Here is a 21,331-nt window from a genome sequence, read left to right as displayed (position 1 = left end):
CGTCGGGGCGGCGTCAGCGCGACGGGGCCCGGCCGGCCCGGGGGACGCGCATCGCCAGCAGCGCGATGTCGTCGCGCCCGCCGGGCCGCACCTGCTTGACGATCTGGTCGCAGAAGTCGTCCAGCGGACGCTCGGCCAGCTCCGTGGCGTGGCTGCGCAGCCGCTCCAGCCCCGCGTCCAGGCTGATGCCGGGCTCCTCGATCAGGCCGTCGGTGTACAGCAGCACCGTGCTGCGCGGCGGCAGCCGCTCGATGACGTCGTGGCGCTGGAGCGAGCCGGCGAGCTGGGTGCCGAGCATCGGATCCTGGTGCTGTTCCAGGTAGCGCGCCTGCCCGTCCGCGGTGACCAGCAGCGGCGGGGGGTGCCCGGCGCTGGTCCACTGCAGCCGCCAGGTGCCCGTCTCCGGCAGCTCCTCGACGCGCGCGAGCAGGGCGGTGGCCATCGTGACGGTGGTGATCGCGGGGATGGCCCGGTCGAGCCGGTCGAAGATCACGCTGGGCGCCTCGCGCCGGTCCCACGCCAGGGAGCGCAGCATGTTCCGCAGCTGCGCCATCCCGGCGACGGCATCCAGGTCGTGGCCGAGGACGTCGCCGATGATCAGGGCCGTGACGCCGTCGCCCAGCACCAGGGCGTCGTACCAGTCGCCGCCGACCTCCGCGCCGGCGCCGGCCGGCAGGTAGCGGGCGGCGAGCTGGAGCTCGCCGACCCGCGGCAGCGGCGTGAGGAGGTGGTGCTGGAGGGTGACGGCGATGTCCCGCTGCTGCCGGAAGAGGCGGGCGTTGTCGATGGCGAGCCCGGCGCGGTAGGCGATGTCGGACAGCAGCGCCTCCTCGGTGCCGTCGAACGGGCGGGTCGGGTCGTTGCGCACGGCCGTCAGGGCGCCGAGCACATGCCGGGCGGTGCGCAGCGGCGCGATGACGGCCGAGGCGGCGCCGCGCGCCGCCAGCAGCTCGCGATGGGCGGCCGTCAGCGGGCAGTCGACGGGTGTGGAGATCTCGTCGGGGCCGAGCGTGGAGAGCTTGCCCCGGCGCAGGACGTTGGCGAGCGGGGTGGTGGCGCTCTCCGCGGCGGGGGGCAGCGGGGCGCTCCAGCGCACCTCGGCCTCTCCCCCGGCTCCCTGGGCGTCGTCACCGCCCTCGCCCTCGCCGTTCCGTGTTGGGCGGTCGGAGGGCAGCACGGCCATCCGGTGCTCCCGCTCGTCGTCGCCGCGCAGCACGACGACGGCCCAGTCGGACAGGCGCCGCGTCACGATCCGGCCGAGCCGGCGCAGCGTCTCCTCGACCTCCAGCGACTGGGTCAGCACGGTGGTGACCTCGGCCAGCAGCGCGAGCCGCTCGGTCCGGTCGCGCAGCTCCGCCAGCTCGCGCTCGGCGCGGTACTGGCTCTCCAGGCGGTTGGTGACCTCGGTGAAGAGCACCGCGGCGCCCGCCACCCCCTCCCGCCCGCGGATGGGCGCGGTCGACCACTCGACCGGCAGCAGGTGGCCGTCGCCCCGGAGGAAGGTGTCCAGGTCGCCGGAGGTGGTGCGGTCCTCGTCCATCGCGGCCAGCATCCGGCAGTCGGAGCGCGCCACCGCCTGCCCGACGCGGTCGCGGTGCAGCAGGTCGTGGGCGTCCGCGCCGCGCATCGACGCCACCGACCGGCCCAGCAGGCGTTCGGCCTCGGCGTTGACGTTCATGATCTGCCCGGCCCGGTCGATGAGCACGGCGCCGGCGGGCAGGACGTGGAACGCGGCCCACAGGATGTCGTGGTCGCCCTCGAAGCCCTCCGGCCGCCGCTCCTCCGCCTCGCCGGCGCCGGCGCCTGCATCGGCATCGGCGCCTGGTCGCGTCACCGCACTCTCCTGCCTGCCGCTGGGTCAGCACTCCCTGTCATCTGATGGTGCGTACCCGGCAGGGCCGATGCCACCCGCGCGGGGCAGCCGCCGTCACGTCTCCGGGTACATGTCGGCGATCAGCTCACGATACTCGGCCTCCACCACGGGCCGCTTCAGCTTCAGGCTGGGCGTGAGCTCGCCGTGCTCCACGTCGAGGTCGCGCGGCAGCAGTCGGAACCGCTTGATCGTCTGCCAGCGCTGCAGCCCGGCGTTGAGCTGCTCGACGTATCCGTCGATGAGCGCGCGGGTCCGCTCGTCGGCCACGACCTCGGCGTACGCCCTGCCCCCCAGGCCGTTCTCCTTGGCCCAGCCCATGATCGCCGGCTCGTCGAGGGCGATCAGCGCGGTGCAGTAGTTCCGCCCGTTGCCGATGACGACCATGGTCGAGACGTAGGGGCAGACGGCCTTGAAGCGGCCCTCGATCTCCGTGGGGGCGACGTACTTGCCGCCGGAGGTCTTGAACAGGTCCTTCTTCCGGTCGGTGATCCTCAGGTACCCGTCGTCGGACAGCTCGCCGATGTCGCCGGTGTGGAACCAGCCGTCGGGCTCCAGGACATCGGCCGTCTGCTCGGGCAGCCCGTGGTACCCGTCCATGATCGCCGGGCCGCGCAGCAGGATCTCGCCGTCGTCGGCGACCCGCACCTCCAGGCCTGGCACCGCCTTGCCGACCGCGCCGGTGCGGAAGGAGTCACGGAGGCTGACGAAGTTCGCCGCGGCGGACTCGGTGAGGCCGTACGCCTCCAGGATGGGGATGCCGACGCCGGCGAAGAAGTACCCGATGTCGGGGTCGAGCCGGGACGCGCCGGAGACCATGCCCTCCATCCGGCCACCGAACGCCGCCCGCAGCTTGCCGTAGACGAGACGGTCGGCGAGGGCGTGTCGGGCCCTCAGCCCGAAGGGCACCGAGGCGGTGCCGGTGCGGCGCTTGCTCTCCTGCGAGACGCGGGCGTACTCCTTGGCGACCTCCGCAGCCCAGCTGAAGATGCGGTACTTGGCGGCGCCGCCGGCCTTGGCCTTCATGGCGGCGCCGCTGTAGACCTTCTCGAATATCCGCGGGACGCCGCACATCTTGGTGGGGCGCGTCACGGGCAGGTTCTCGATGATCTTGTCGACCCGGCCATCGACCGTCATCAGGTGCCCGACCTTGATGTGGGAGGCGACCAGCACCTTGCCGAAGACGTGCGAGAGCGGCAGCCACAGGTACTGGTCGTCCTCCGGGCCGATCAGGTTGAGGGCCTCGATGGCGTACCCCATGTACGACCAGGTGTCCTGCCGCAGCCGCACGCCCTTGGGGCGGCCGGTGGTGCCGGAGGTGTAGATGAGGGTCGCGAGCTGGTCGGGGCGCAGCGCGGCGACGGTGTCGGTGACGCAGTCGGGGTTCTTCTCCAGGTACGCCGCGCCGCGCTCGGCCAGCTCGGCCAGCGAGAGGACCCAGCCCTCGGGGTCGCCCCCGGCGGGGCCGGCGCCGTCGGGGTCGATGACCACGACGTGTCTCAGGTCCGGGAGCTGCGCGCGCCGCTCGCGGGCCTTGGCGAGCTGGGCGGCGTCCTCGGCGATCAGCACCTTGCTGCCGGAGTCGGCGAGGATGAACGCCGTCTCGTCGGCGTTGGTCGTCGGATAGACGGTCGTGACGGCGGCGCCGGCGCACATCGTGCCCAGGTCCGCGAGCATCCAGTCCACGCGGGTGGTGGAGGCGATGGCGACGCGCTCCTCGGGCAGCACGCCCAGGTCCATCAGGCCGGCGGCGATGGCGTAGACCCGCTGGGCTGCCTCCGCCCAGGTGTAGCCGCGCCAGTCGTCCGGCCCGCCGCCCGGGGCGGCGACGGGGTAGCGGAACGCCTCCCGGTCGGGTGTGGCCGCGACCCGGTCCAGGAACAGGTGCGCCACGGACGGCGGCCGGTTCTCGATCGACTGCTGTGTCTCGGTCACGGTCTCGCTCACGACTTCCTCCGGGTGCCGCACTGCAACGGGAGCGACTGACGAGTAACTCATGGGTGGCGCTCAGAGTACGACCCTGGCCCGCCGCACGTAAGGGGTCTTTGTAGTTCTTACCCGCGCTCTTGGCCGCGTCTCAGCCGCGGCCCTTGCCGGACTCCTTGCCCGAGCCCGAGCCGGAGCCGGGGCCGGGGCCCGAGTCGGAGGCGAGCGCCGCGATGAACGCCTCCTGCGGCACCTCGACGCGGCCCACCATCTTCATGCGCTTCTTGCCTTCCTTCTGCTTCTCCAGCAGCTTGCGCTTGCGGGAGATGTCGCCGCCGTAGCACTTGGACAGCACGTCCTTGCGGATGGCCCGCACGGTCTCGCGGGCGATCACCCGGGAGCCGATGGCGGCCTGGATGGGCACCTCGAACTGCTGCCGCGGGATGAGCTCGCGCAGCTTGCCGGCCATCTTGACGCCGTAGGCGTACGCCTTGTCCTTGTGCACGATCGCGGAGAAGGCGTCCACCTTGTCGCCATGGAGCAGGATGTCCACCTTGACGAGGGAGGCGGCCTGGTCGCCGACCGGCTCGTAGTCGAGGGAGGCGTAGCCGCGGGTCTTGGACTTCAGGGCGTCGAAGAAGTCGAAGACGATCTCCGCCAGCGGCAGGGTGTAGCGCAGCTCGACGCGCTCCTCCGACAGGTAGTCCATGCCCTGCATGGAGCCGCGGCGGCTCTGGCACAGCTCCATGATCGCGCCGACGTACTCGCTGGGGGCGATGAGCGTGGCGCGCACGACGGGCTCGCGGACCTCGGCGATCTTGCCGACGGGGAACTCGCTGGGGTTGGTGACCGTGTGCTCGGTGCGGTCCTCCATCGTCACCTGGTAGACGACGTTGGGCGCGGTGGCGATGAGGTCGAGGCCGAACTCGCGCTCCAGGCGTTCGCGGATCACCTCCAGGTGCAGCAGCCCGAGGAAGCCGACGCGGAAACCGAAGCCGAGGGCGGCGGAGGTCTCCGGCTCGTACACCAGGGCGGCGTCGTTGAGCTGGAGCTTCTCCAGGGCGTCGCGCAGGCCCGGGTAGTCGGAGCCGTCGATCGGGTAGATGCCGGAGAACACCATCGGCTTGGGGTCCTTGTAGCCGCCGAGCGCCTCGGTGGCGCCGTGGCGCTGGACGGTGACGGTGTCGCCGACGCGGGACTGGCGTACGTCCTTCACGCCGGTGATCAGGTACCCGACCTCGCCGACGGCCAGGCCGTCGGCCGGGGTCATCTCCGGGGAGTTGGTGCCGATCTCCAGCAGCTCGTGGGTGGCGCCGGTGGACATCATCTGGATGCGCTCGCGCTTGCCGAGGCCGCCGTCGACGACCTTCACGTAGGTGACGACGCCCCGGTAGGAGTCGTAGACCGAGTCGAAGATCATGGCGCGGGCGGGGGCGTCGGCCTCGCCGACGGGCGGCGGCACCTGACGGATCACCTCGTCGAGAAGCGCCTCGACGCCCTCGCCGGTCTTGGCGGAGACGCGCAGCACCTCGTCGGGCTCGCAGCCGATGAGGTGGGACAGCTCGGCCGCGAACTTCTCCGGCTGGGCGGCGGGCAGGTCGATCTTGTTGAGGACGGGGATGATCGTGAGGTCGTTCTCCATCGCCAGGTAGAGGTTGGCGAGGGTCTGGGCCTCGATGCCCTGGGCGGCGTCCACCAGCAGGATGCAGCCCTCGCAGGCGGCGAGGGAGCGGGAGACCTCGTAGGTGAAGTCGACGTGCCCGGGGGTGTCGATCATGTTCAGGACATGGGCGGTCTCCGAGCCGGTGGGGGCCCAGGGCATGCGGACGGCCTGGGACTTGATCGTGATGCCCCGCTCGCGCTCGATGTCCATGCGGTCGAGGTACTGGGCGCGCATCTGGCGCTGCTCGACCACACCCGTGAGCTGCAGCATCCGGTCGGCGAGGGTGGACTTGCCGTGGTCGATGTGCGCGATGATGCAGAAGTTGCGGATCAGGGCCGGGTCGGTGCGGCTTGGCTCCGGCGCGTTCGTAGGGATCGCGGGCACGCGGGGTCCTGTCGGGTGATGGTCTTCGTCGGTGACGGGCGTCGGTGACGGGGGTCAGGGTCATCCCCATGGTCCCACGGTCGCGGGGCGGGCCGCGGATTGGGAGGGCGGCGGGTGCCGCTGGTAACCTGGCCGACTGCGTCTATCCCGAACCTGTCCCGAATCTACTGAAGGCTTCTTTCGTGGCGAACATCAAGTCCCAGATCAAGCGGATCAAGACCAACGAGAAGGCCCGGCTGCGCAACCAGTCGGTCAAGTCCGAGGTCAAGACCGCGATCCGCCGTACCCGGGAGGCGGTGGCCACCGGCGACTACGACAAGGCCGAGGCCGCGCGCCGGGTGGCGGCCCGCAAGCTCGACAAGGCCGTGAGCAAGGGCGTGCTGCACCGCAACAACGCCGCCAACAAGAAGTCGGCGCTCGCCCACCAGGTCAACGCGCTCCAGAGCTGATCCCCGGGCGGGCCTGTCTCCGGCGTTTCCCGGCTGGCCCCTCGGGCTGTTCTCCGCCTCGCGGCAAGGCTGTTGAGCCCCGCGCGGGCCCTCGCTCCCCCGGTCGGGACACGGTACGTTACTGACATGTCCATACCGGGGGGGAGCAATCCCTACATGCAGCCGGGCCGGCCGCAGCCCGCGCCCGACAATCCCTACGCGCGGCCGCAGCCCCAGCCACACCCCCAGCCGCATCAGCCGGGCCCGCCCGGCTACGGCTATCCGCAGGACGCGGCGTCCCAGGCCACCGGTGGCTACGGCCCGATGACGCCGCCGAACGCGGCGCGGCCCTCGCGCGGCCCCGGCGGCGGGCTGCCGAGCTGGCTGTGGTCGGTGCTGGGCGTGGTGGTGGCCTCGGCGGTGTGGGGCGGCGTGCTGGTGGCCACCAGCGGCTCCGGCGACTCCGGGAAGGAGCCTTCCCCGCCCTCCAAGCCGCAGCCGAACCTGGCCGGCTACGAGTACAGCGACGACATGTGCGCCACTGCCGACATCTCGGCGTTCGACGGGGACTACGAGCAGCCCGACGGCTACATGGACCCCAGCCTGCTGGCGTACGAGCACCGGGCGGTCGACCGCAGCTCCTGCACCTTCTACCTCGCACCGATCGAGGACGACACCTACAGCTTCATGTACCTGACCCATGACGCGGTCTGGCACAAGGGGAGCGATCCGGCGGGCGAGTTCGAGGCGCTGTACAGCGAGCAGGAGCAGTACGCGGACGTCAACTACGACTACCGGGTGGAGCCCGTCGAGGGGCTGGGCGACGAGGCGTTCATCACCTTCCAGCGGACGACGGAGGACGACCGCCTGAGCCGGGTGATCCTGGGCGTCCGGGACGGGTGGTTCGAGTACTCGCTGACCTGGGACGCCTACATCGACACCTACTCGAACTCCTCCCTCTCCCGCCTGGTCGAGGAGGACTACGTGTCCGAGACGATGCGCCAGTCGACGGAGGCCACGCTGGCCGCACTGCGGGAGGAACAACCGGCGGGCGAGGTCGAGGGCGACCCCGACGCATAGCGCTCGCCGCGCCGGCCGAACCACGGCTGGGGCTCCGCCCCAGACCCTACCCGGCCAGGGCGGAGTCCCTGCCGCGGCCTTCACCCCGGCCGGGGCGGAGGGTGGGCACACCCCCCGGGGGGAGGCCACGGCCCGTCGGCCGGGGTGCGGGTCAAGGAGCCCCCAGCGGCCAGTGGCCCGTGGCTATCGGCCGCGCGCGAAGCGCGTGGCCGATGCGATCGTGATGACCGCGCGCTCCAGGGCGTACGCCGGATCGTATCCGCCGCCCTTCACCGCCGCGTCCGCCTCGGCGACCGCCCGCACCGCTGTCGCCACGCCGTCGGCCGTCCAGCCGCGCGTCTGCTGCCGCACCCGGTCGATCTTCCACGGCGGCATGCCGAGATCGCGGGCCAGGTCCGCGGGCCGCACGCCCGGCGGGGCCGAGGCCAGCTTGCCGATCGCGCGCACGCCCTGCGCGAGGGCGCTGGTGACCAGCACCGGCGCCACCCCGGTGGCCAGCGCCCAGCGCAGCGCCTCCAGCGCCTCCGCCGCGTGGCCCTCGACGGCCAGGTCGGCGACGGTGAAGCTGGAGGCCTCGGCGCGGCCGGTGTAGTACCGCGCGACGACGGCCTCATCGATCGTGCCCTCGACGTCGGCGGCGAGCTGGGCGCAGGCCGAGGCCAGCTCGCGGAGGTCGCCGCCTATCGCCTCGACCAGGGCCTGGCAGGCGGCGGGCGTCGCGCCGACGCCCGCCGCGCGGAACTCGCCGCGCGCGAACGCCACCCGGTCGGCGGGCTTGGTCATCTTCGGGCAGGCGACCTCCCGGGCCCCGGCCTTGCGGGCGGCGTCCAGCAGCCCCTTGCCCTTGGTGCCGCTGCCGGTGAAGAGCATGACGAGCGTGATCTCGTCGGCCGGCGAGGCCAGATACGCCTTGACGTCCTTGACCGTGTCCGCCGCCAGGTCCTGGGCCTGGCGCACGACGACGACCTTCCGCTCGGCGAAGAGCGAGGGGCTGGTGAGCGAGGCGAGGGTGCCGGGCGCGAGTTCCCCGGGGTCGAGCTCCGTCAGGTCGGTGTCGGGGTCGGCGGCGCGGGCGGCGGCCGTGACCTGCCGCACCGCGCGGTCGAGCAGCAGTTCCTCCTGCCCCACGGCGATGGTCACGGGCGCGAGCGGGTCGTCGGCGTTCGCCCTGGTCGTCCTGGTCGTCTGTCTGGCAGCCATCAACGCCCAGCATCCCACGCGCCGGTGACAACGCCGTTGACGCGGCGGCGGAAGACGTGGCGGTAGGTCTGGGGCGTGATCGTCGTCAGCCGCCCGAAGTGGTGGCGGAGGTTGGCCGCGCTGCCGAACCCGGCGTGGCGGGCGATGGCCTCCACCGGCTCGTCGGTGGTCTCCAGCAGTTCCTGCGCGAGCCGCACCCGCTGCTGGAGCAGCCACTGCAGGGGCGTGACGCCGAGGGCGTCGCGGAAGCGGCGGGCGAAGGTGCGTTCGCTCATGTGCGCCTGGCGGGCCAGCCTCGGCACGGTCAGCGGCTCGTGGAGGCGTTCGCGCGCCCAGCGCAGCACGGGCGCGAGATCGTCGCCGCCGCCGCGGGTCGCGGGCCTGAGCGGCTTGGCGTACTGGCTCTGCCCGCCCTCCCGGTGCGGCGGCACCACCATGCGGCGGGCGACCTCGTTGGCGACGGCGGAGCCGTGGTCCCGGCGCACGAGGTGGAGGCAGGCGTCGATGGTGGCGCCGGTGCCGGCCGAGGTCAGGATGGTGCCGTCCTCGGCATAGAGCGAGGAGGGGTCGACGTCGACGTCGGGGAAGCGGTGGGCGAAGTCGGCGGCGGACATCCAGTGCATCGTGGCCCGGCGTCCCGCCAGCAGCCCGGCGGCGGCCAGCACGTAGACGCCGGAGCAGAGGGAGACGATCCGGCGGCCCCGCGCGTGGGCGGCGCGGACCGCGTCGAGCAGCGCGGGCGGCGGGTCGAGCTGGATGTGGCGGGCGCAGGCGGCGATCACGACGGTGTCGGCGTCGGGGAGGTCGTCCAGGCCGTAGGGGGTGTGGACGGCGAGCCCGGCGGTGGTGCGCGGCGGCCCGGGGTCCGGTCCGGCGGCGCACAGCCGCAGCTCGTACCAGGGGTCGGCGAGGTCGCTGCGGTCGATGCCGAAGACCTCGCAGGGGACGGCGAGTTCGAAGACCGGGGCGCCGTCGGTGACGGCGACGGCCACGACGTGCGGGCGGCGACGGCGAGCGCTCATGGCGGAATTTTAGCGGTGGCTGGCATTTCTGCCGATGGCCGTCGGCGGGGCCGGGCGAAAGCCTGTCCGCATGACAGAGACCGTCCGCCAGCCCGGCGCCGCTCCGGGCGCCACGCCCGGCCCCACGTCCGGCCCCACGCCTGGCCCTGCGCCCGGTGGCCGGTTCACCGCGCCGCAGGCGACCGCGCTGTACGTGGGCGCGGTGCTGGGCACCGGCGTCATCACGCTGCCCGCGCTCGCCGCCGACGCGGCCGGGCCCGCCTCGCTGGTGGCCTGGGCCGCGCTGGTGCTGCTGTCCGTGCCGCTGGCCTCGGCGTTCGCGGCGCTGGGCGCCCGGCATCCGGATGCCGGGGGCGTGTCCACCTACGCGCGCCTCGCCTTCGGGGAGCGGGCGGCGGCCGTGGTCGGCTGGTGCTTCTACCTGGCGGTGCCGCCGGGCGCCGCGGCGGCGGCGCTGTTCGGCGGCGCCTACGCCGCCGAGGCGCTCGGCGGCGGGGACGCCACCGCGCTGGGCACCGCCGCCGCCCTCATGGCGGCCGTCACCGCAGCCAACGCCGCCGGGCTGCGGGTGACCGGACGGATCCAGCTCGCCCTGGGCGGGCTGCTCGTGACCCTCCTCGTCGTGGCGGTCGCGCTGTCCCTGCCGCACGCGCGGCTGGACAACCTCCAGCCCTTCGCCCCGCACGGCTGGGCCGCCGTCGGCCCGGCGGCCACGATGCTGGTCTGGAGCTTCGCGGGCTGGGAGGCGATCACCCACCTCGCGGCGGAGCTGCGCCGCCCGGCCCGCGACCTGCCCCGGGCGACGGGGGCGGCGGTGGTGATCGTCGGGGTGCTCTACCTGTCGGTGGCGTTCGCCGTCATCGCGGTGCTCGGCGCCTCGGCGGCGGACACCGAGGCGCCGCTCGGCGAGCTGATGGCGGCGGGCCTGGGCGGCGACGCGCGCCACCTCGCTGCCGTCGCGGCCGTGCTGCTGACGTTCGGGACGATGAACGCCTACTACGCCGCCGCGGCCAAGCTCGGCGCCGCCCTGGGGCGGGACGGCGCGGCCCCGGCGTGGCTGGCGCGCGGCAGCACGGTCGGCGAGGTGCCGCGCCGCAGCCTCGCCCTCGTCTCCGGCCTGGCGCTGCTCGCGCTGGGCGCGGTCACGGCGGCGGACATCGGGGTGCGCCCGCTGGTGCTGCTGACCACGGGGTCGTTCGTGACGGTGTACGCCGTCGGCGTGGCCGCCGCGCTCCGCCTGCTGCCCCGGCGTTCCAAGGGCCATGCGGCGGCCTGTGTGGCGCTGGTCGCGATCGCCGCGCTGCTGGCCATGTCCGGGGTGTACCTCCTGTGGCCGCTGGCGGTGTCCGGCGCGGCACTCTTGTACCTGGGGCTACGGAAGGGGTCCCGAAGCGGGGTGAGCACAATGGGCCGGTGACCGACGAACGACACGACGCACCGCACATCCTGGTGCTGCCCGACCGCGAGGCGGCCGCCGAGGTGGCCGCGGAGCTGTCCGACCGGCTCGCACTGTCCGAGGAACCCCGGCTGGTCCGCGAGGCCCTGGCCGGGGAGGACGACGCCGAGGACGCCCAGTGGCTGGTGGTGCTGGAGGACCCGGACGGCTCCTGCTGCCGGCCGGAGGCGCAGGCCGCGCTGGCGGCCCTGGCCGAGGCGCACGAGGGTTGGCTGGAGCGCGGTTGAGCTTACGGGCGCTGCCGCAGGCGGGGCTCCGCGTCCAGCTCGATGCCGAAGTGACGGCGGTACGCCGCGAGCACGGTCGTCCCGTCCTCCAGTTCGGCCGTCGTGCGCCGCCCGTCCCCGGTGACGATGAGCTTCCGGCCGCTGAGCGAGATCCGCCCCGTCTCCGTCAGCCGCGAGCAGATCAGCGACCGCGTGAAGTGGGAGCGCGGCGAGGTCTGCTGGTACCAGCAGGCGACCTCGAAGTCGGCGAGCGCGCGCGGCCGGGTCTCGACGCGGTACTGCGGCGTGCCGTCCCGCAGCACGTCCAGGTCGCCGTCCGGGGCCTCGACGACGCGGAAGACTCCTGCCGGGTCGGGCTGTTCGCCGGAGGCGTCCAGCCGCAGCGGACGGTGGCTGTGGTCGCCGAAGCCGACGTCCGCCAGCCACGGCCCGCCGGACTCGCCGGGCGCCGCCACCCGCAGGGCCATGTGGTCGTACGGCGGCCCGAGCGTCTCGCCGTCGAAGACGCGGGCGTTCAGCAGCTCCACCGAGAACCCCAGCGTGCGCAGCAGCGCGGCGAACGCCCCGTTCAGCTCGTAGCAGAAGCCGCCCCGGCGCCGGCGGACCAGCTTGTCGACGAGGGAGCTCTCGGCCAGCTCGACCTCCTCGCCGAGGTGGATGGCGAGGTTCTCGAAGGGGACGGCGCGCAGGTGCCGCAGGTGCAGCTCGGCCAGCGCCGCCCCGTCGGCGACGGCGGGCCGGGCGGCTCGGATACGCCGCAGGTAGGCGTCAGCGTCCATCCGCCCATGGTCCCACCCGCGTGGCCTACGCCGATCGGCCGAGGCCGAACGCCCCATGCGCGGCCGGGTCCGGCGCCGTAGGGTGACCCGCCATGGCGAAGGAGAAGCCCCCGGCTCGCAGCGGGGGACAGCGCAGGGCGGACGTGCTGACGCGGCTCGCGGAGGACGTGGACGCCTGGGTGTCCACGGCCGGCGCGGACGGGGAGCCGTGCCTGGTGCCGCTGTCCTTCGTCTGGCACGACGAGGCGCTCGTCATGACGACGCGCACCGCCAACCCGACGACCGTCAACATCGCCGGGAACGGCCGGGCCACCGTCGCCCTCGGGCACACCCGGGACGTCGTGCTCATCGAGGCGGCGGCCGGGGTGCTGGCCGGGGACGAACTGCGCGCCGCGGCCGACGCGTTCGCCGCCAAGAACAACTGGGACACGCGGGGCCGCCCGGACTGGTGCTACCTGCGCTTCCGGCCGCGCACGGTCCGCGCCTGGCGGGAGGCGAACGAACTCGCCGGCCGCTACCTGATGAAGGACGGCGCCTGGCTGTTCTGAGCGGCCGGGACCGGCCGAGGCCCCGGCGTGCGACGCCGCGCGGGCCCTCGTCGGTCTCGGTGACGGCCAGGGCGCCGTGGCGGTCGGTGCGCAGCACGACGGCGCCGGCCGCGCGGAGGGCGGCGAGGGTGCCGGGGGCGGGGTGGCCGTAGTCGTTGTCCGCGCCGGCGGAGATCAGGGCGAGGCGGGGACTCAGGCGCGCAAGGAGCGGCGGGTGCTGGCCGGCCGAGCCGTGGTGGGCGACCTTCAGGACGTCGACCGGGGGCAGTTCGGGGTGCTCGGCCAGCAGCCGACGCTGCGCGGCGGGCTCCAGGTCGCCGGGGAGGAGAACACCGAGGCCGCCGGTGCGCAGCAGCAGCGTGACGCTGGCGTCGTTCGCCTCGTACCCCAGGCTCGCGGCGTCCGCGGGCGGCCACAGCACCTGCCAGCTCAGGCCCTCCCCGATGCGGCGCCGCTCGCCGGGCACGGCCGGGATCACCCGCACACCCGCCTCGGCGGCGACGCGGTCGACGAACGCCGCCTGCTCCGGCGAGTCCCGCACGGTGGAGGTCTGGATGGCGCCCACCTCCCGGCCGCGCAGCGCGCCGGGCAGCCCCGCGACGTGGTCGGCGTGGAAGTGGCTGAGGACCAGCAGCGGGATGCGGCGGACCTCCAGCTCCCGCAGGCAGCGGTCGACGGCGGCCGGGTCCGGGCCGGTGTCGACGACGAGCGCGGCGCCGTCGGCGGCGGCGAGCACCAGGGCGTCGCCCTGGCCGACGTCGCACGCGACCACGCGCCAGCCGGCCGGCGGCCAGCCGGTGAGGATGCGCGGCAGCGGCGCCGGGCGGAGCACCGCGAGCAGGAGCAGCAGCACGCCGACGATGCCGAGCCAGGGGCTGCGCAGCGAGCGGCGCACCAGCACGAGCACGGCGAGGGTGACGGCGGCGAGCGACGCCGCGCCGGACCAGCCGCCGGGCCAGCCGAGTTCGGCGCCCGGCAGCGCCGCGCCGGTGCGGGCCACGCCCGCGATCCAGCGGGTGGGCCAGCTCGCCAGCCACGCCAGCGCGGCGCCGGCCGGCAGGCAGACGGGTGCGGTGACCAGCGCCAGCCAGCCGAGCACGACGGCCGGGGCCACGGCCGGTGCGGCCAGCAGGTTGCAGGGGATGGCGACGAGGCTGGTGCCGGGGGCGAAGACGGTGACGACGGGCGCGCAGACGGCGTGGGCGGCGGCCGCCGCGGCGATCGCCTCGGCCAGGGGTCTGGGCGTGCCGCGTCGTCGCAGCGACCCGCTCCAGCGGGGGGCGAGGGTGAGGAGGGAGCCGGTGGCCAGCACGGACAGGAGGAAGCCGAAGGAGCGGGCGAGCACCGGCTCCCACAGCAGGAGCAGCATGGTCGCGGCGGCGAGGGCGGGCAGCAGCGAGCGGTGGCGGCCGGTGGCGATGGCGAGCAGCGCGACGCCGCCGCAGACGGCGGCGCGCAGCACGCTGGGCTCCGGCCGGCACACCAGGACGAACGCCAGCAGCAGCACGCCGCCCAGCACGGCGGTGGTGCGCAGCGGGATCCCGAGGCGGGCGGCCAGCCCGCGCCGTTCCGCGAGCGAGGCCAGGCCCACCGGGCCGATCAGCACCCCGAGGACGATCGCGACCTGGGCACCGCTGACCACGACGAGATGGGTCAGCCCGGTGGCCCGCACCGCCTCCTCCAGCTCGGGCGTGATGCCGGAGTCGTCGCCGATGACCAGGGCGGGCAGCAGGGCCCCGGCGTCCCCGGGCAGACCGGAGGAGGCCTCGCGCAGCGAGTCGCGCAGGTGACCCGCGATCCGCTGCGGGAGGTTCGGGGAGGCGGTGACGCCGGGCGGCCCGGCGTCGGTGACGCGCAGCACGGCGGCCAGCTCCGCCGGTGTGTGCCCCGGCATGGGCTGCGCGACACGGGCCGTCAGGCGCAGCCGGGTGCCGGGCAGCAGCCGCAGCCAGGCAGCGGGCCGCTCGGTCTCGGCGACCACGAGGACGGGCGTGCGCACCGCCTGCCAGGATCCGGTGCCGGTGCGGACGCGGGCGGCCTCGGCGGACAGCAGCACGGCCCGTGGCGCGTCGGGTCTGCCGGGGTCGGCGGCGGCCTGCCGGGGATCGCCGCCGACCGTCACCTCGGCCTCAACGGCGGCGCCTCCGCCGGTGCCGGCGAGGCCCGGCAGCGGCCCGGACCGTGCCGCCGCCGTGTGCAGCGCGGCGACGGCCGCACCGGCCGCCGCGCACAGCAACGCGGCGGCGAGGGCCGGGGCGATGCCACGGCGGGACCGGCACAGGACGGCCGCTGCCGCCGCGCAGCATGCGGCCACGACGGTGGCGGCGAGCCGGGGCGGAGCCCCCAGGGCCCAGGCCGTCGCTGCCCAGGTCGCCGCGGCGGGCGGAACGAGCCGCAGGTCGGCCGGGCCCCGGCGCCGCGGGTTGGAGGCGCCCAGCCGGTGGCCGGAGGCGGCGTGCACCGGGTGGCGGACCAGGGCCGTGGCCGAGGGCTCGGGGGGCTCGGGGAGCTCAGAGGGTGACATGGTCCCTCAGCTCGGAGAGGCGGCTCTCGCCGATGCCGGAGACGTCGAGGAGTTGGTCGACGGTGGTGAAGCCGCCGCTCTCCTCGCGGTAGGCCACGATGTTCGCGGCCAGGACGGGCCCGATGCCGGGGAGTGTGTCGAACTGCTCGGCGGTGGCGGTGTTGAGGCTCAGCGCGGCGATCGCGGTGGCCGTGGCGGCGGGACCGGCCTCCGGGACGGGGGCGGTGGGTGCGGGTGTGACACCCACGAGGATCTGCTCGCCGTCGGCGAGCGGCCGGGCCCGGTTGAGTGAGTCGGTGTCCGTGCCGGGCCTGCTGCCGCCCGCCGCCTCGATCGCGTCCGCGACCCGCGACCCGGCGGGCAGCGTGTAGACGCCGGGGTCGCGGACCTCTCCCCCGACATCGACCACGACCGTGTTCTCCGCCGCCGCCTCCTCTGTCTCCGCTGTCTCCGCGGCGGGTAACGCCGCGGCGGAGGGCCCGGCGGCGGTGGGCACGGGCTCGGCGGCGACGACGCCCTGCGGGCGCCCGGTCCAGAAGTGGTGCACCGCGAAGACGACGGCCGCCAGCAGCACGACGCCGAGCGCGGCGAGTGTCTTCCACTCCATGCCGAAGCGCGACCGCAGCACGCCCGAGCGGGGCGAGGTCAGGGCCGCCGCCCGCTCACGCGCGCGCCGCGCCAGCACGGCCCAGCCGGCCCTCGGCTGTGGTGGCGCCGGCGCGGGCCTGTGGCGTTGCGCCGGACCCACGGTGCCGGCGGCGTCCGAGCCGAGGGCGCTGGCGGGCGCCGGGTCCGAAGGCGTGGCGCGGGTGTGCGCGAGGCCGATCGTCCGGGCACGCTCCGGGCGTTCCGCCGCTTGCGTCGCCGGGGCACCGCCCGCGCCCTCCGCAGGGGCGGCGGGCCCGGCCCTGCCGGGTGGCGGTGCCTGCCGGGAGCCGAACGCCGGGGAGCGCCGCGGACGTTGAGCGGGATCCGCCGTCGTGGCGCCGCCTGAGCCACCGGCGGGGCGCGTCGTCCGGCCGGGAGGCGCGGGCCCTCGGTCGGGAGCAACGCCGGTCAGGGGTCCGCTGACCGGATCGGTTGCCGGGGCGGGACTCGGAGGGCCGGTCCGATCCCGCGCCCGGGCAGCCGCCTGGGCACGGGCCGGGCCAGTGGTGGGCGCATGGGCCGGGCCGAACGCCGCCTCGGCGTTCTCCGCCCGGGCGGGAACGGGCCCGAACAGGGCCATGGCGCGGGTGTGCGTGGTGGTGGTGGCGGCGGTGCGCTGGGGTGCCCGGCGGGTGGTGGGGTGGCGGCGGTGGCGGCCGGGGGGTCTGCCGGGGCGTGGGGGGCGGCGGGGTGGTCGGGTGGTCTTCATGGCCACGACCGTAGGCGAATATCACGCTCCGTGATGATCCCAGGCCAAATCTGTGGATGGGGGCGGCGTTGTGGAAAAGCCGCTCGCCCGTGTGGGTGACGCGGGTGAGCGGCTGACCAGGGGCAGGCGCTCAGCGCGGGGAGACCACCGCGCCGAGCAGGCCCGGGCCGGTGTGGGCGCCCAGGACCGCGCCCACCTCGCTGACGTGGAGGGCGGCCAGGCCGGGGAGCCGTTGGCGCAGCCGGTCCGCCAGCTGGGCGGCCCGTTCCTCCGCCGCCAGGTGGTGGACGGCGATGTCCACCGGTCCCGCGCCCGCCTGGCTCGCCGCCAGTTCCTCGAGGCGGGCGATGGCGCGCGACGCGGTGCGGACCTTCTCGCGCAGCTCGATGCGCCCCTCGGCCAGCTCCAGCAGCGGCTTCACCGCGAGCGCCGAGCCCAGCAGCGCCCGCGCCGTGCCGATGCGGCCGCCGCGCCGCAGGTGTTCCAGGGTGTCGACGTAGAAGTAGGCGCGGGTGGACTCCGCCCGCTTGACGGCGACGGCGACGGCCTCGTCGAGGCTGCCGCCCGCCTCGGCGGCCTCGGCCGCCGCCAGGACGCAGAAGCCCAGCGCCATCGCGACCATCCCGCTGTCCACGACCCGCACCGGCACCGGGGCCTCGCGGGCGGCGAGCACCGCCGCGTCGTAGGTGCCGGAGATCTCGGCGGAGAGGTGAAGGGAGACGATGCCCCGGGCCCCGGCCTCGGCCGCCTCGCGGTAGGCGGCGGCGAAGTCCTCCGGGCTGGGCCGGGAGGTCGTGACCGGCTGCCGCTGGTGCAGCGCCTGCGCCAGCCGCCGCGCCGACTCCTCGGTGCCGTCCTCGAAGGGCCGGCCGCCGAGCACCACCGTCAGCGGCACGACCGTGATCCGGTGACGGGCCGCCGTGGCGGGAGGGAGGTAGGCCGTGGAGTCGGTGACGAGGGCGATGGTGCGGGGCATGGCTGGAGGGTAGCGAGCCGGTCAGCCCTCGGCGTTCTCGGCCCTGGGCCCGGACCTGGGCCCGGACCTGGGCTCGGAACGCGGTGCGCGCGGGACGCGCAGCCCTCGCCGCAGGCGCTGCGAGGGACCCTTGTCCAGACCGGGCGAGGGAGCGGGCTCGGCCGCCGCCTCCGCCGCCGGCGCCCAGTGCCGCAGCGCGCTCGCCTCGATCTCGATCTGCTGGTGCAGCGTGTCGAGGGCCACCGCCTCCCCGTCGTGGTGGGCACGGTCCTGCGCGGCGGTGCGCAGCGAGTCCGCCGACCGCGTGATGCGCCGCGCCCGCTCGCGCAGCTCGGGCAGGCGGGAGGCGACCAGGCCGCGGTCCGGCTCGCCCACCGTGAGCATGGCCAGCTCCGAGTCGAGCCGCCCGGCGTGCACCCGCAGTTGGCCGAGGAGCGAGAGCGCCTCGCGCAACGCCGGGTCCTGCTCGGAGCCGACCAGCAGCGCGTCGTGGGCGCTGGTCAGGCTGGTCCGCAGCGACCGGCGCAGCCGCGCCACCTCGCCGACGGCGCCCGGCTGCACGGCGCGGGCCGCGAGCGTGACCTCGGTGACCGTGTGGCGCACCTGCCGCCGTGTGCGGTCCACGGCGCGCCCGACCGCGCGCGTCACGCGGATCACGATCGTCACGAAGATCAGCGTCGTGACCGCGAGCACCACCAGCGCCGCCATTTCCATGGACCGCACCCCATTTCGTCCAACGCCGTGGCTACCAGGGTAGGGCTGGCCCGGCGTTCCGCGTCATGCCGTGCCGGGTCGCGCCGTCCCGTGCCGTGCCCGGCCGCGTCAGGCGGCGTCAGTCGGCGTCAGGCGGGGACGACGTTCACCAGCTTCGGGGCGCGCACGATCACCTTGCGGATCGCGGCGCCGCCCAGCGCGGCCGTCACCGCCGGCTCGGCCAGCGCCCGCTCCTCCAGCTCGGCGTCGGCGATGCCGGCGGGCACCTCCAGCCGGGCCTTGATCTTGCCCCGGACCTGCACGACGCACGTCACGGTCTCGTCGACGGCGTACGCCGGGTCGGCGACGGGGAAGTCGGCATGCGTCACGCTCTCGTCGTGCCCCAGCCGGTGCCACAGCTCCTCGGCGATGTGCGGCGCCAGCGGCGAGACCAGCAGCACCAGGGTCTCGGCCACCACGCGCGGCACGCGACCGGGACCCAGCCTCACGGCGTGGTTGTTCAGCTCGGTGATCTTGGCGACGGCGGTGTTGAAGCGCAGCGCGCCCAGGTCCTTGGTGACGCCGTCGATCGCCTTGTGCATGGCGCGCAGCGTGGCCTCGTCGGGCTCGGCGTCGGCGACGACGATCTCGCCGGTCGTCTCGTCCAGCACGTTGCGCCACAGCCGCTGCAGCAGCCGGAACTGGCCGACCACCGCCCGGGTGTCCCAGGGGCGGGAGACGTCCAGCGGGCCCATCGCCATCTCGTACAGCCGCAGCGTGTCCGCGCCGTACTCCTGGCACACCTCATCCGGGGAGACGACGTTCTTCAGCGACTTGCCGATCTTGCCGATCTCGCGCGTGACGGTCTGGCCCTGGTGGACGAAGCGCCCGTCCACCTCCTCGACCTCGGCGGCCGGGACGGGGAAGCCCCGCTCGTCGCGGTAGACGAACGCCTGGACCATGCCCTGGTTGAACAGCTTGTGGTACGGCTCCGCCGACGAGACGTGGCCCAGGTCGAACAGCACCTTCTGCCAGAAGCGGGAGTACAGCAGGTGCAGCACGGCGTGCTCCTGGCCGCCGACGTACAGGTCGACGCCGCCGGTCGTGGCGCCCTCGCGCGGGCCCATCCAGTACCGCTCGACCTCCGGGTCGACCAGCTTCTCGTCGTTGTGCGGGTCCAGGTACCGCAGGTGGTACCAGCAGGAGCCGGCCCAGTTGGGCATGGTGTTGGTCTCGCGCCTGAACCGCCGCGGGCCGCGGCCGTCGCCCAGGTCCAGGGTGACGCTGACCCACTCCTCGTTGCGCGACAGCGGCGTCTCGGGCTGGGTGTCGGCGTCGTCCGGGTCGAAGGTGCGCGGCGAGTAGTTCTCGACCTCCGGCAGCTCCAGCGGCAGCATCGACTCGGGCAGGGCGTGGGCGATGCCGTCCTCGTCGTAGACGATCGGGAAGGGCTCGCCCCAGTACCGCTGGCGGCTGAACAGCCAGTCCCGCAGCCGGTAGGTGACGGTGCCCTCGCCCTTGCCCTCGGCCTCCAGCCAGGCGTTGACGCGGGCCTTGGCCTCGGGGACGCGCAGCCCGTCGATCGACAGCGCGTCGCTGGCGGAGTTGGTGATCACCGCGTCGGAGGAGACGAACGCCTCGTCCCAGGTGGCCGGGTCGGTGCCGCGCCCGTCGCCGGCCGGGGGCTCGACGACGCAGCGCATCGGCAGCTCGAAGGCGCGGGCGAAGGCGAAGTCGCGGACGTCGTGGGCCGGGACGGCCATGATGGCGCCGGTGCCGTAGCCCAGCAGCACGTAGTCGGCGATGAAGACGGGGATGCGCTCGCCGTTGACGGGGTTGGTGGCGTAGGCGCCGGTGAAGACGCCGGTCTTCTCCTTGGCCTCGGCCTGCCGCTCGACGTCCGACTTGGCGGCGGCCTGCTTGCGGTACGCCGCCACGGCCTCGGCGGGGGTGGCGTGGCCGCCGGTCCACGCCTCGCGCGTGCCTTCGGGCCAGGCGGCGGGCACGATGGCGTCGATCAGGTGGTGCTCGGGGGCCAGCACCATGTAGGTGGCGCCGAACAGGGTGTCCTGGCGGGTGGTGAAGATGTCGACGTGGCCGCCGTCGCCCTCCTCCCCCACCAGGAAGCGGGCGCGGGCACCCTCGGAGCGGCCGATCCAGTTGCGCTGCGCCAGCCTGATGGCCTCGGGCCAGTCGACGGTCTCCAGGTCCTCCAGCAGCCGGTCGGCGTACGCCGTGATCCGCATGTTCCACTGGCGCAGCTTGGCGCGGAAGACGGGGAAGTTGCCGCGTTCGGAGCGGCCGTCGGCGGTGACCTCCTCGTTGGCCAGGACGGTGCCCAGGCCGGGGCACCAGTTGACGGGCGCGTCGGAGGCGTACGCCAGGCGGTGGCCGCTCAGCACCTCGGCCTGCTCGGCGCGGGTCAGCTCCGCCCAGGGGCGGCCGTCGGGGGTGGGGCGGGCGCCGGAGGCGAACTCCTCGACCAGCTCGGCGATGGGGCGGGCGCGGCGGGCCTCGGTGTCATACCAGGAGTTGAAGATCTGCAGGAAGATCCACTGGGTCCACCTGTAGTAGCCCGGGTCGATGGTGGCGAAGGAGCGGCGCTGGTCGTAGCCCATGCCCAGGCGGCGCAGCTGGGCGCGGTAGGCGCGCATGTTCGCCTCGGTGGAGACGCGGGGGTGGGTGCCGGTCTGCACGGCGTACTGCTCGGCGGGCAGGCCGAAGGCGTCGAAGCCCAGCGGGTGCAGCACGTTGTGGCCGGTCATGCGCAGGAAGCGGGCGTATGCGTCGGTGGCGATGTAGCCCAGCGGGTGGCCGACGTGCAGGCCCGCGCCCGAGGGGTAGGGGAACATGTCCATGACGAAGGCGTGGGGCTTCGCCACCTGGGCGGGGTCGCCGGCCAGGTCGCCGTCGCCGGGGTTGGGCGTCTCGTAGGTGCCGTGCCGCTCCCAGTAGTCCTGCCAGCGTGCCTCGATCTCGCCGGCCAGGGCGGCGTCGTACCGGTGGGGTGTCTCGCTCGTCTTCTCGGGCATCCTCGGTAGCTCCATCGGATCGTCTCTGCTCACGGCCACGGCCACGGCCATGAAAAAACCCCTCACACAGGAGGGGTCAGCCGCGCTGAACGGTGCTTCGCCGGTCGGTTCAGCGCGGCCGCGTAAGCAGAAGGCGTGCGGCACGCATGGCGTCAGGGTACCGCAG

The 21,331-nt window shown here is 74.6% G+C and carries 15 protein-coding genes and 1 pseudogene; 5 read left to right on the top strand and 11 right to left on the bottom strand.

The features are described from left to right. Positions 1 to 13 precede the first annotated feature (13 nt). The 3 genes from ACTWQH_RS26960 to lepA all read right to left on the bottom strand — a co-directional run bounded on the left by ACTWQH_RS26960 (position 14) and on the right by lepA (position 5,843). Positions 14 to 1,834, bottom strand: a complete 1,821-nt coding sequence (locus tag ACTWQH_RS26960) for a SpoIIE family protein phosphatase (RefSeq protein ID WP_443289359.1) — start codon at positions 1,832 to 1,834, stop codon at positions 14 to 16. 93 nt (positions 1,835 to 1,927) lie between these two features. After that, positions 1,928 to 3,805, bottom strand: a complete 1,878-nt coding sequence (locus ACTWQH_RS26955) for an AMP-dependent synthetase/ligase (protein WP_443289382.1) — start codon at positions 3,803 to 3,805, stop codon at positions 1,928 to 1,930. Positions 3,806 to 3,947: 142 nt separating this feature from the next. Beyond that, entirely contained in the window at positions 3,948 to 5,843 is a 1,896-nt protein-coding gene (gene lepA, locus ACTWQH_RS26950; RefSeq protein ID WP_443289358.1) for a translation elongation factor 4, read from the bottom strand. Positions 5,844 to 6,025: 182 nt separating this feature from the next. On the opposite strand from lepA, the gene rpsT reads away from it, so the two are divergent. Next, positions 6,026 to 6,292 (top strand): 30S ribosomal protein S20, encoded by a 267-nt coding sequence (gene rpsT, locus ACTWQH_RS26945; protein WP_443289357.1) that lies wholly within the window; start codon positions 6,026 to 6,028, stop codon positions 6,290 to 6,292. A gap of 126 nt (positions 6,293 to 6,418) precedes the next feature. Beyond that, the gene (locus tag ACTWQH_RS26940) at positions 6,419 to 7,351 is read left to right on the top strand and encodes a hypothetical protein (protein WP_443289356.1); all 933 of its coding nucleotides are present in this window, start codon (positions 6,419 to 6,421) and stop codon (positions 7,349 to 7,351) included. Between the two features lie 183 nt (positions 7,352 to 7,534). Here ACTWQH_RS26940 and holA read toward each other — a convergent pair whose 3' ends face one another. Both holA and ACTWQH_RS26930 read right to left on the bottom strand, forming a co-directional pair. Then, positions 7,535 to 8,551, bottom strand: coding sequence for a DNA polymerase III subunit delta (gene holA / locus ACTWQH_RS26935; protein ID WP_443289355.1), 1,017 nt, complete (start codon positions 8,549 to 8,551; stop codon positions 7,535 to 7,537). Next, positions 8,551 to 9,573, bottom strand: coding sequence for a GlxA family transcriptional regulator (locus tag ACTWQH_RS26930; protein ID WP_443289354.1), 1,023 nt, complete (start codon positions 9,571 to 9,573; stop codon positions 8,551 to 8,553). Before ACTWQH_RS26930 ends, holA begins: the two co-directional genes overlap by 1 nt. A gap of 70 nt (positions 9,574 to 9,643) precedes the next feature. Between ACTWQH_RS26930 and ACTWQH_RS26925 the strand changes: the two genes are divergently transcribed. Together ACTWQH_RS26925 and ACTWQH_RS26920 are read left to right on the top strand one after the other, a co-directional pair. Beyond that, a complete protein-coding gene (locus ACTWQH_RS26925) occupies positions 9,644 to 10,990 on the top strand; it encodes an APC family permease (RefSeq protein WP_443289353.1) in 1,347 nt (448 codons plus the stop codon). A gap of 26 nt (positions 10,991 to 11,016) precedes the next feature. Beyond that, entirely contained in the window at positions 11,017 to 11,256 is a 240-nt protein-coding gene (locus ACTWQH_RS26920; RefSeq protein WP_443289381.1) for a hypothetical protein, read from the top strand. 2 nt (positions 11,257 to 11,258) lie between these two features. On the opposite strand, the gene ACTWQH_RS26915 is transcribed toward ACTWQH_RS26920, so the two are convergent. Next, positions 11,259 to 12,035: an arylamine N-acetyltransferase family protein gene (locus ACTWQH_RS26915; protein ID WP_443289352.1), complete on the bottom strand. Its 777-nt coding sequence runs from the start codon at positions 12,033 to 12,035 to the stop codon at positions 11,259 to 11,261. Between the two features lie 92 nt (positions 12,036 to 12,127). On the opposite strand from ACTWQH_RS26915, the pseudogene ACTWQH_RS26910 reads away from it, so the two are divergent. Continuing rightward, a pseudogene (locus ACTWQH_RS26910) lies at positions 12,128 to 12,463 on the top strand (pyridoxamine 5'-phosphate oxidase family protein); the annotation flags it as partial. Here the strand turns inward: ACTWQH_RS26910 and ACTWQH_RS26905 are convergent. From ACTWQH_RS26905 to leuS, 5 genes are all read right to left on the bottom strand, one after another. Next, positions 12,381 to 15,107 carry a ComEC/Rec2 family competence protein gene (locus ACTWQH_RS26905; RefSeq protein WP_443289351.1) on the bottom strand — a complete coding sequence of 909 codons (2,727 nt, stop codon included), beginning with the start codon at positions 15,105 to 15,107 and terminating at the stop codon, positions 12,381 to 12,383. The pseudogene ACTWQH_RS26910 and the gene ACTWQH_RS26905 overlap by 83 nt on opposite strands. After that, complete coding sequence (locus tag ACTWQH_RS26900; protein WP_443289350.1) at positions 15,094 to 16,464, bottom strand: helix-hairpin-helix domain-containing protein; 1,371 nt, start codon at positions 16,462 to 16,464, stop codon at positions 15,094 to 15,096. The genes ACTWQH_RS26905 and ACTWQH_RS26900 overlap by 14 nt, the downstream gene beginning before the upstream one ends. Before the next feature lie 130 nt (positions 16,465 to 16,594). After that, positions 16,595 to 17,440, bottom strand: a complete 846-nt coding sequence (locus ACTWQH_RS26895; protein WP_443289349.1) for a DegV family protein — start codon at positions 17,438 to 17,440, stop codon at positions 16,595 to 16,597. 21 nt (positions 17,441 to 17,461) lie between these two features. Beyond that, on the bottom strand, positions 17,462 to 18,154 hold the full coding sequence (locus ACTWQH_RS26890) for a hypothetical protein (RefSeq protein WP_443289348.1): 693 nt from the start codon (positions 18,152 to 18,154) through the stop codon (positions 17,462 to 17,464). Positions 18,155 to 18,282: 128 nt separating this feature from the next. Then, positions 18,283 to 21,165: a leucine--tRNA ligase gene (gene leuS, locus ACTWQH_RS26885; RefSeq protein ID WP_443289347.1), complete on the bottom strand. Its 2,883-nt coding sequence runs from the start codon at positions 21,163 to 21,165 to the stop codon at positions 18,283 to 18,285. Between the last annotated feature and the right edge of the window lie 166 nt (positions 21,166 to 21,331).

The organism is Streptomyces sp. 6N223, from assembly GCF_052246635.1.
Lineage (GTDB): Bacteria > Actinomycetota > Actinomycetes > Streptomycetales > Streptomycetaceae > Streptomyces.
This window is presented reverse-complemented; position numbering and strand designations above follow the sequence as displayed.

Excerpts from the sequence above, each read along its gene's own strand:
- ACTWQH_RS26940 (WP_443289356.1), top strand. The coding sequence starts at position 6,419 with ATGTCCATACCGGGGGGGAGCAATCCCTACATGCAGCCGGGCCGGCCG.
- holA (WP_443289355.1), bottom strand. The coding sequence starts at position 8,551 with ATGGCTGCCAGACAGACGACCAGGACGACCAGGGCGAACGCCGACGAC.
- ACTWQH_RS26930 (WP_443289354.1), bottom strand. The coding sequence starts at position 9,573 with ATGAGCGCTCGCCGTCGCCGCCCGCACGTCGTGGCCGTCGCCGTCACC.
- ACTWQH_RS26925 (WP_443289353.1), top strand. The coding sequence starts at position 9,644 with ATGACAGAGACCGTCCGCCAGCCCGGCGCCGCTCCGGGCGCCACGCCC.
- ACTWQH_RS26915 (WP_443289352.1), bottom strand. The coding sequence starts at position 12,035 with ATGGACGCTGACGCCTACCTGCGGCGTATCCGAGCCGCCCGGCCCGCC.
- ACTWQH_RS26905 (WP_443289351.1), bottom strand. The coding sequence starts at position 15,107 with ATGTCACCCTCTGAGCTCCCCGAGCCCCCCGAGCCCTCGGCCACGGCC.
- ACTWQH_RS26900 (WP_443289350.1), bottom strand. The coding sequence starts at position 16,464 with ATGAAGACCACCCGACCACCCCGCCGCCCCCCACGCCCCGGCAGACCC.
- ACTWQH_RS26895 (WP_443289349.1), bottom strand. The coding sequence starts at position 17,440 with ATGCCCCGCACCATCGCCCTCGTCACCGACTCCACGGCCTACCTCCCT.
- ACTWQH_RS26890 (WP_443289348.1), bottom strand. The coding sequence starts at position 18,154 with ATGGAAATGGCGGCGCTGGTGGTGCTCGCGGTCACGACGCTGATCTTC.
- leuS (WP_443289347.1), bottom strand. The coding sequence starts at position 21,165 with ATGCCCGAGAAGACGAGCGAGACACCCCACCGGTACGACGCCGCCCTG.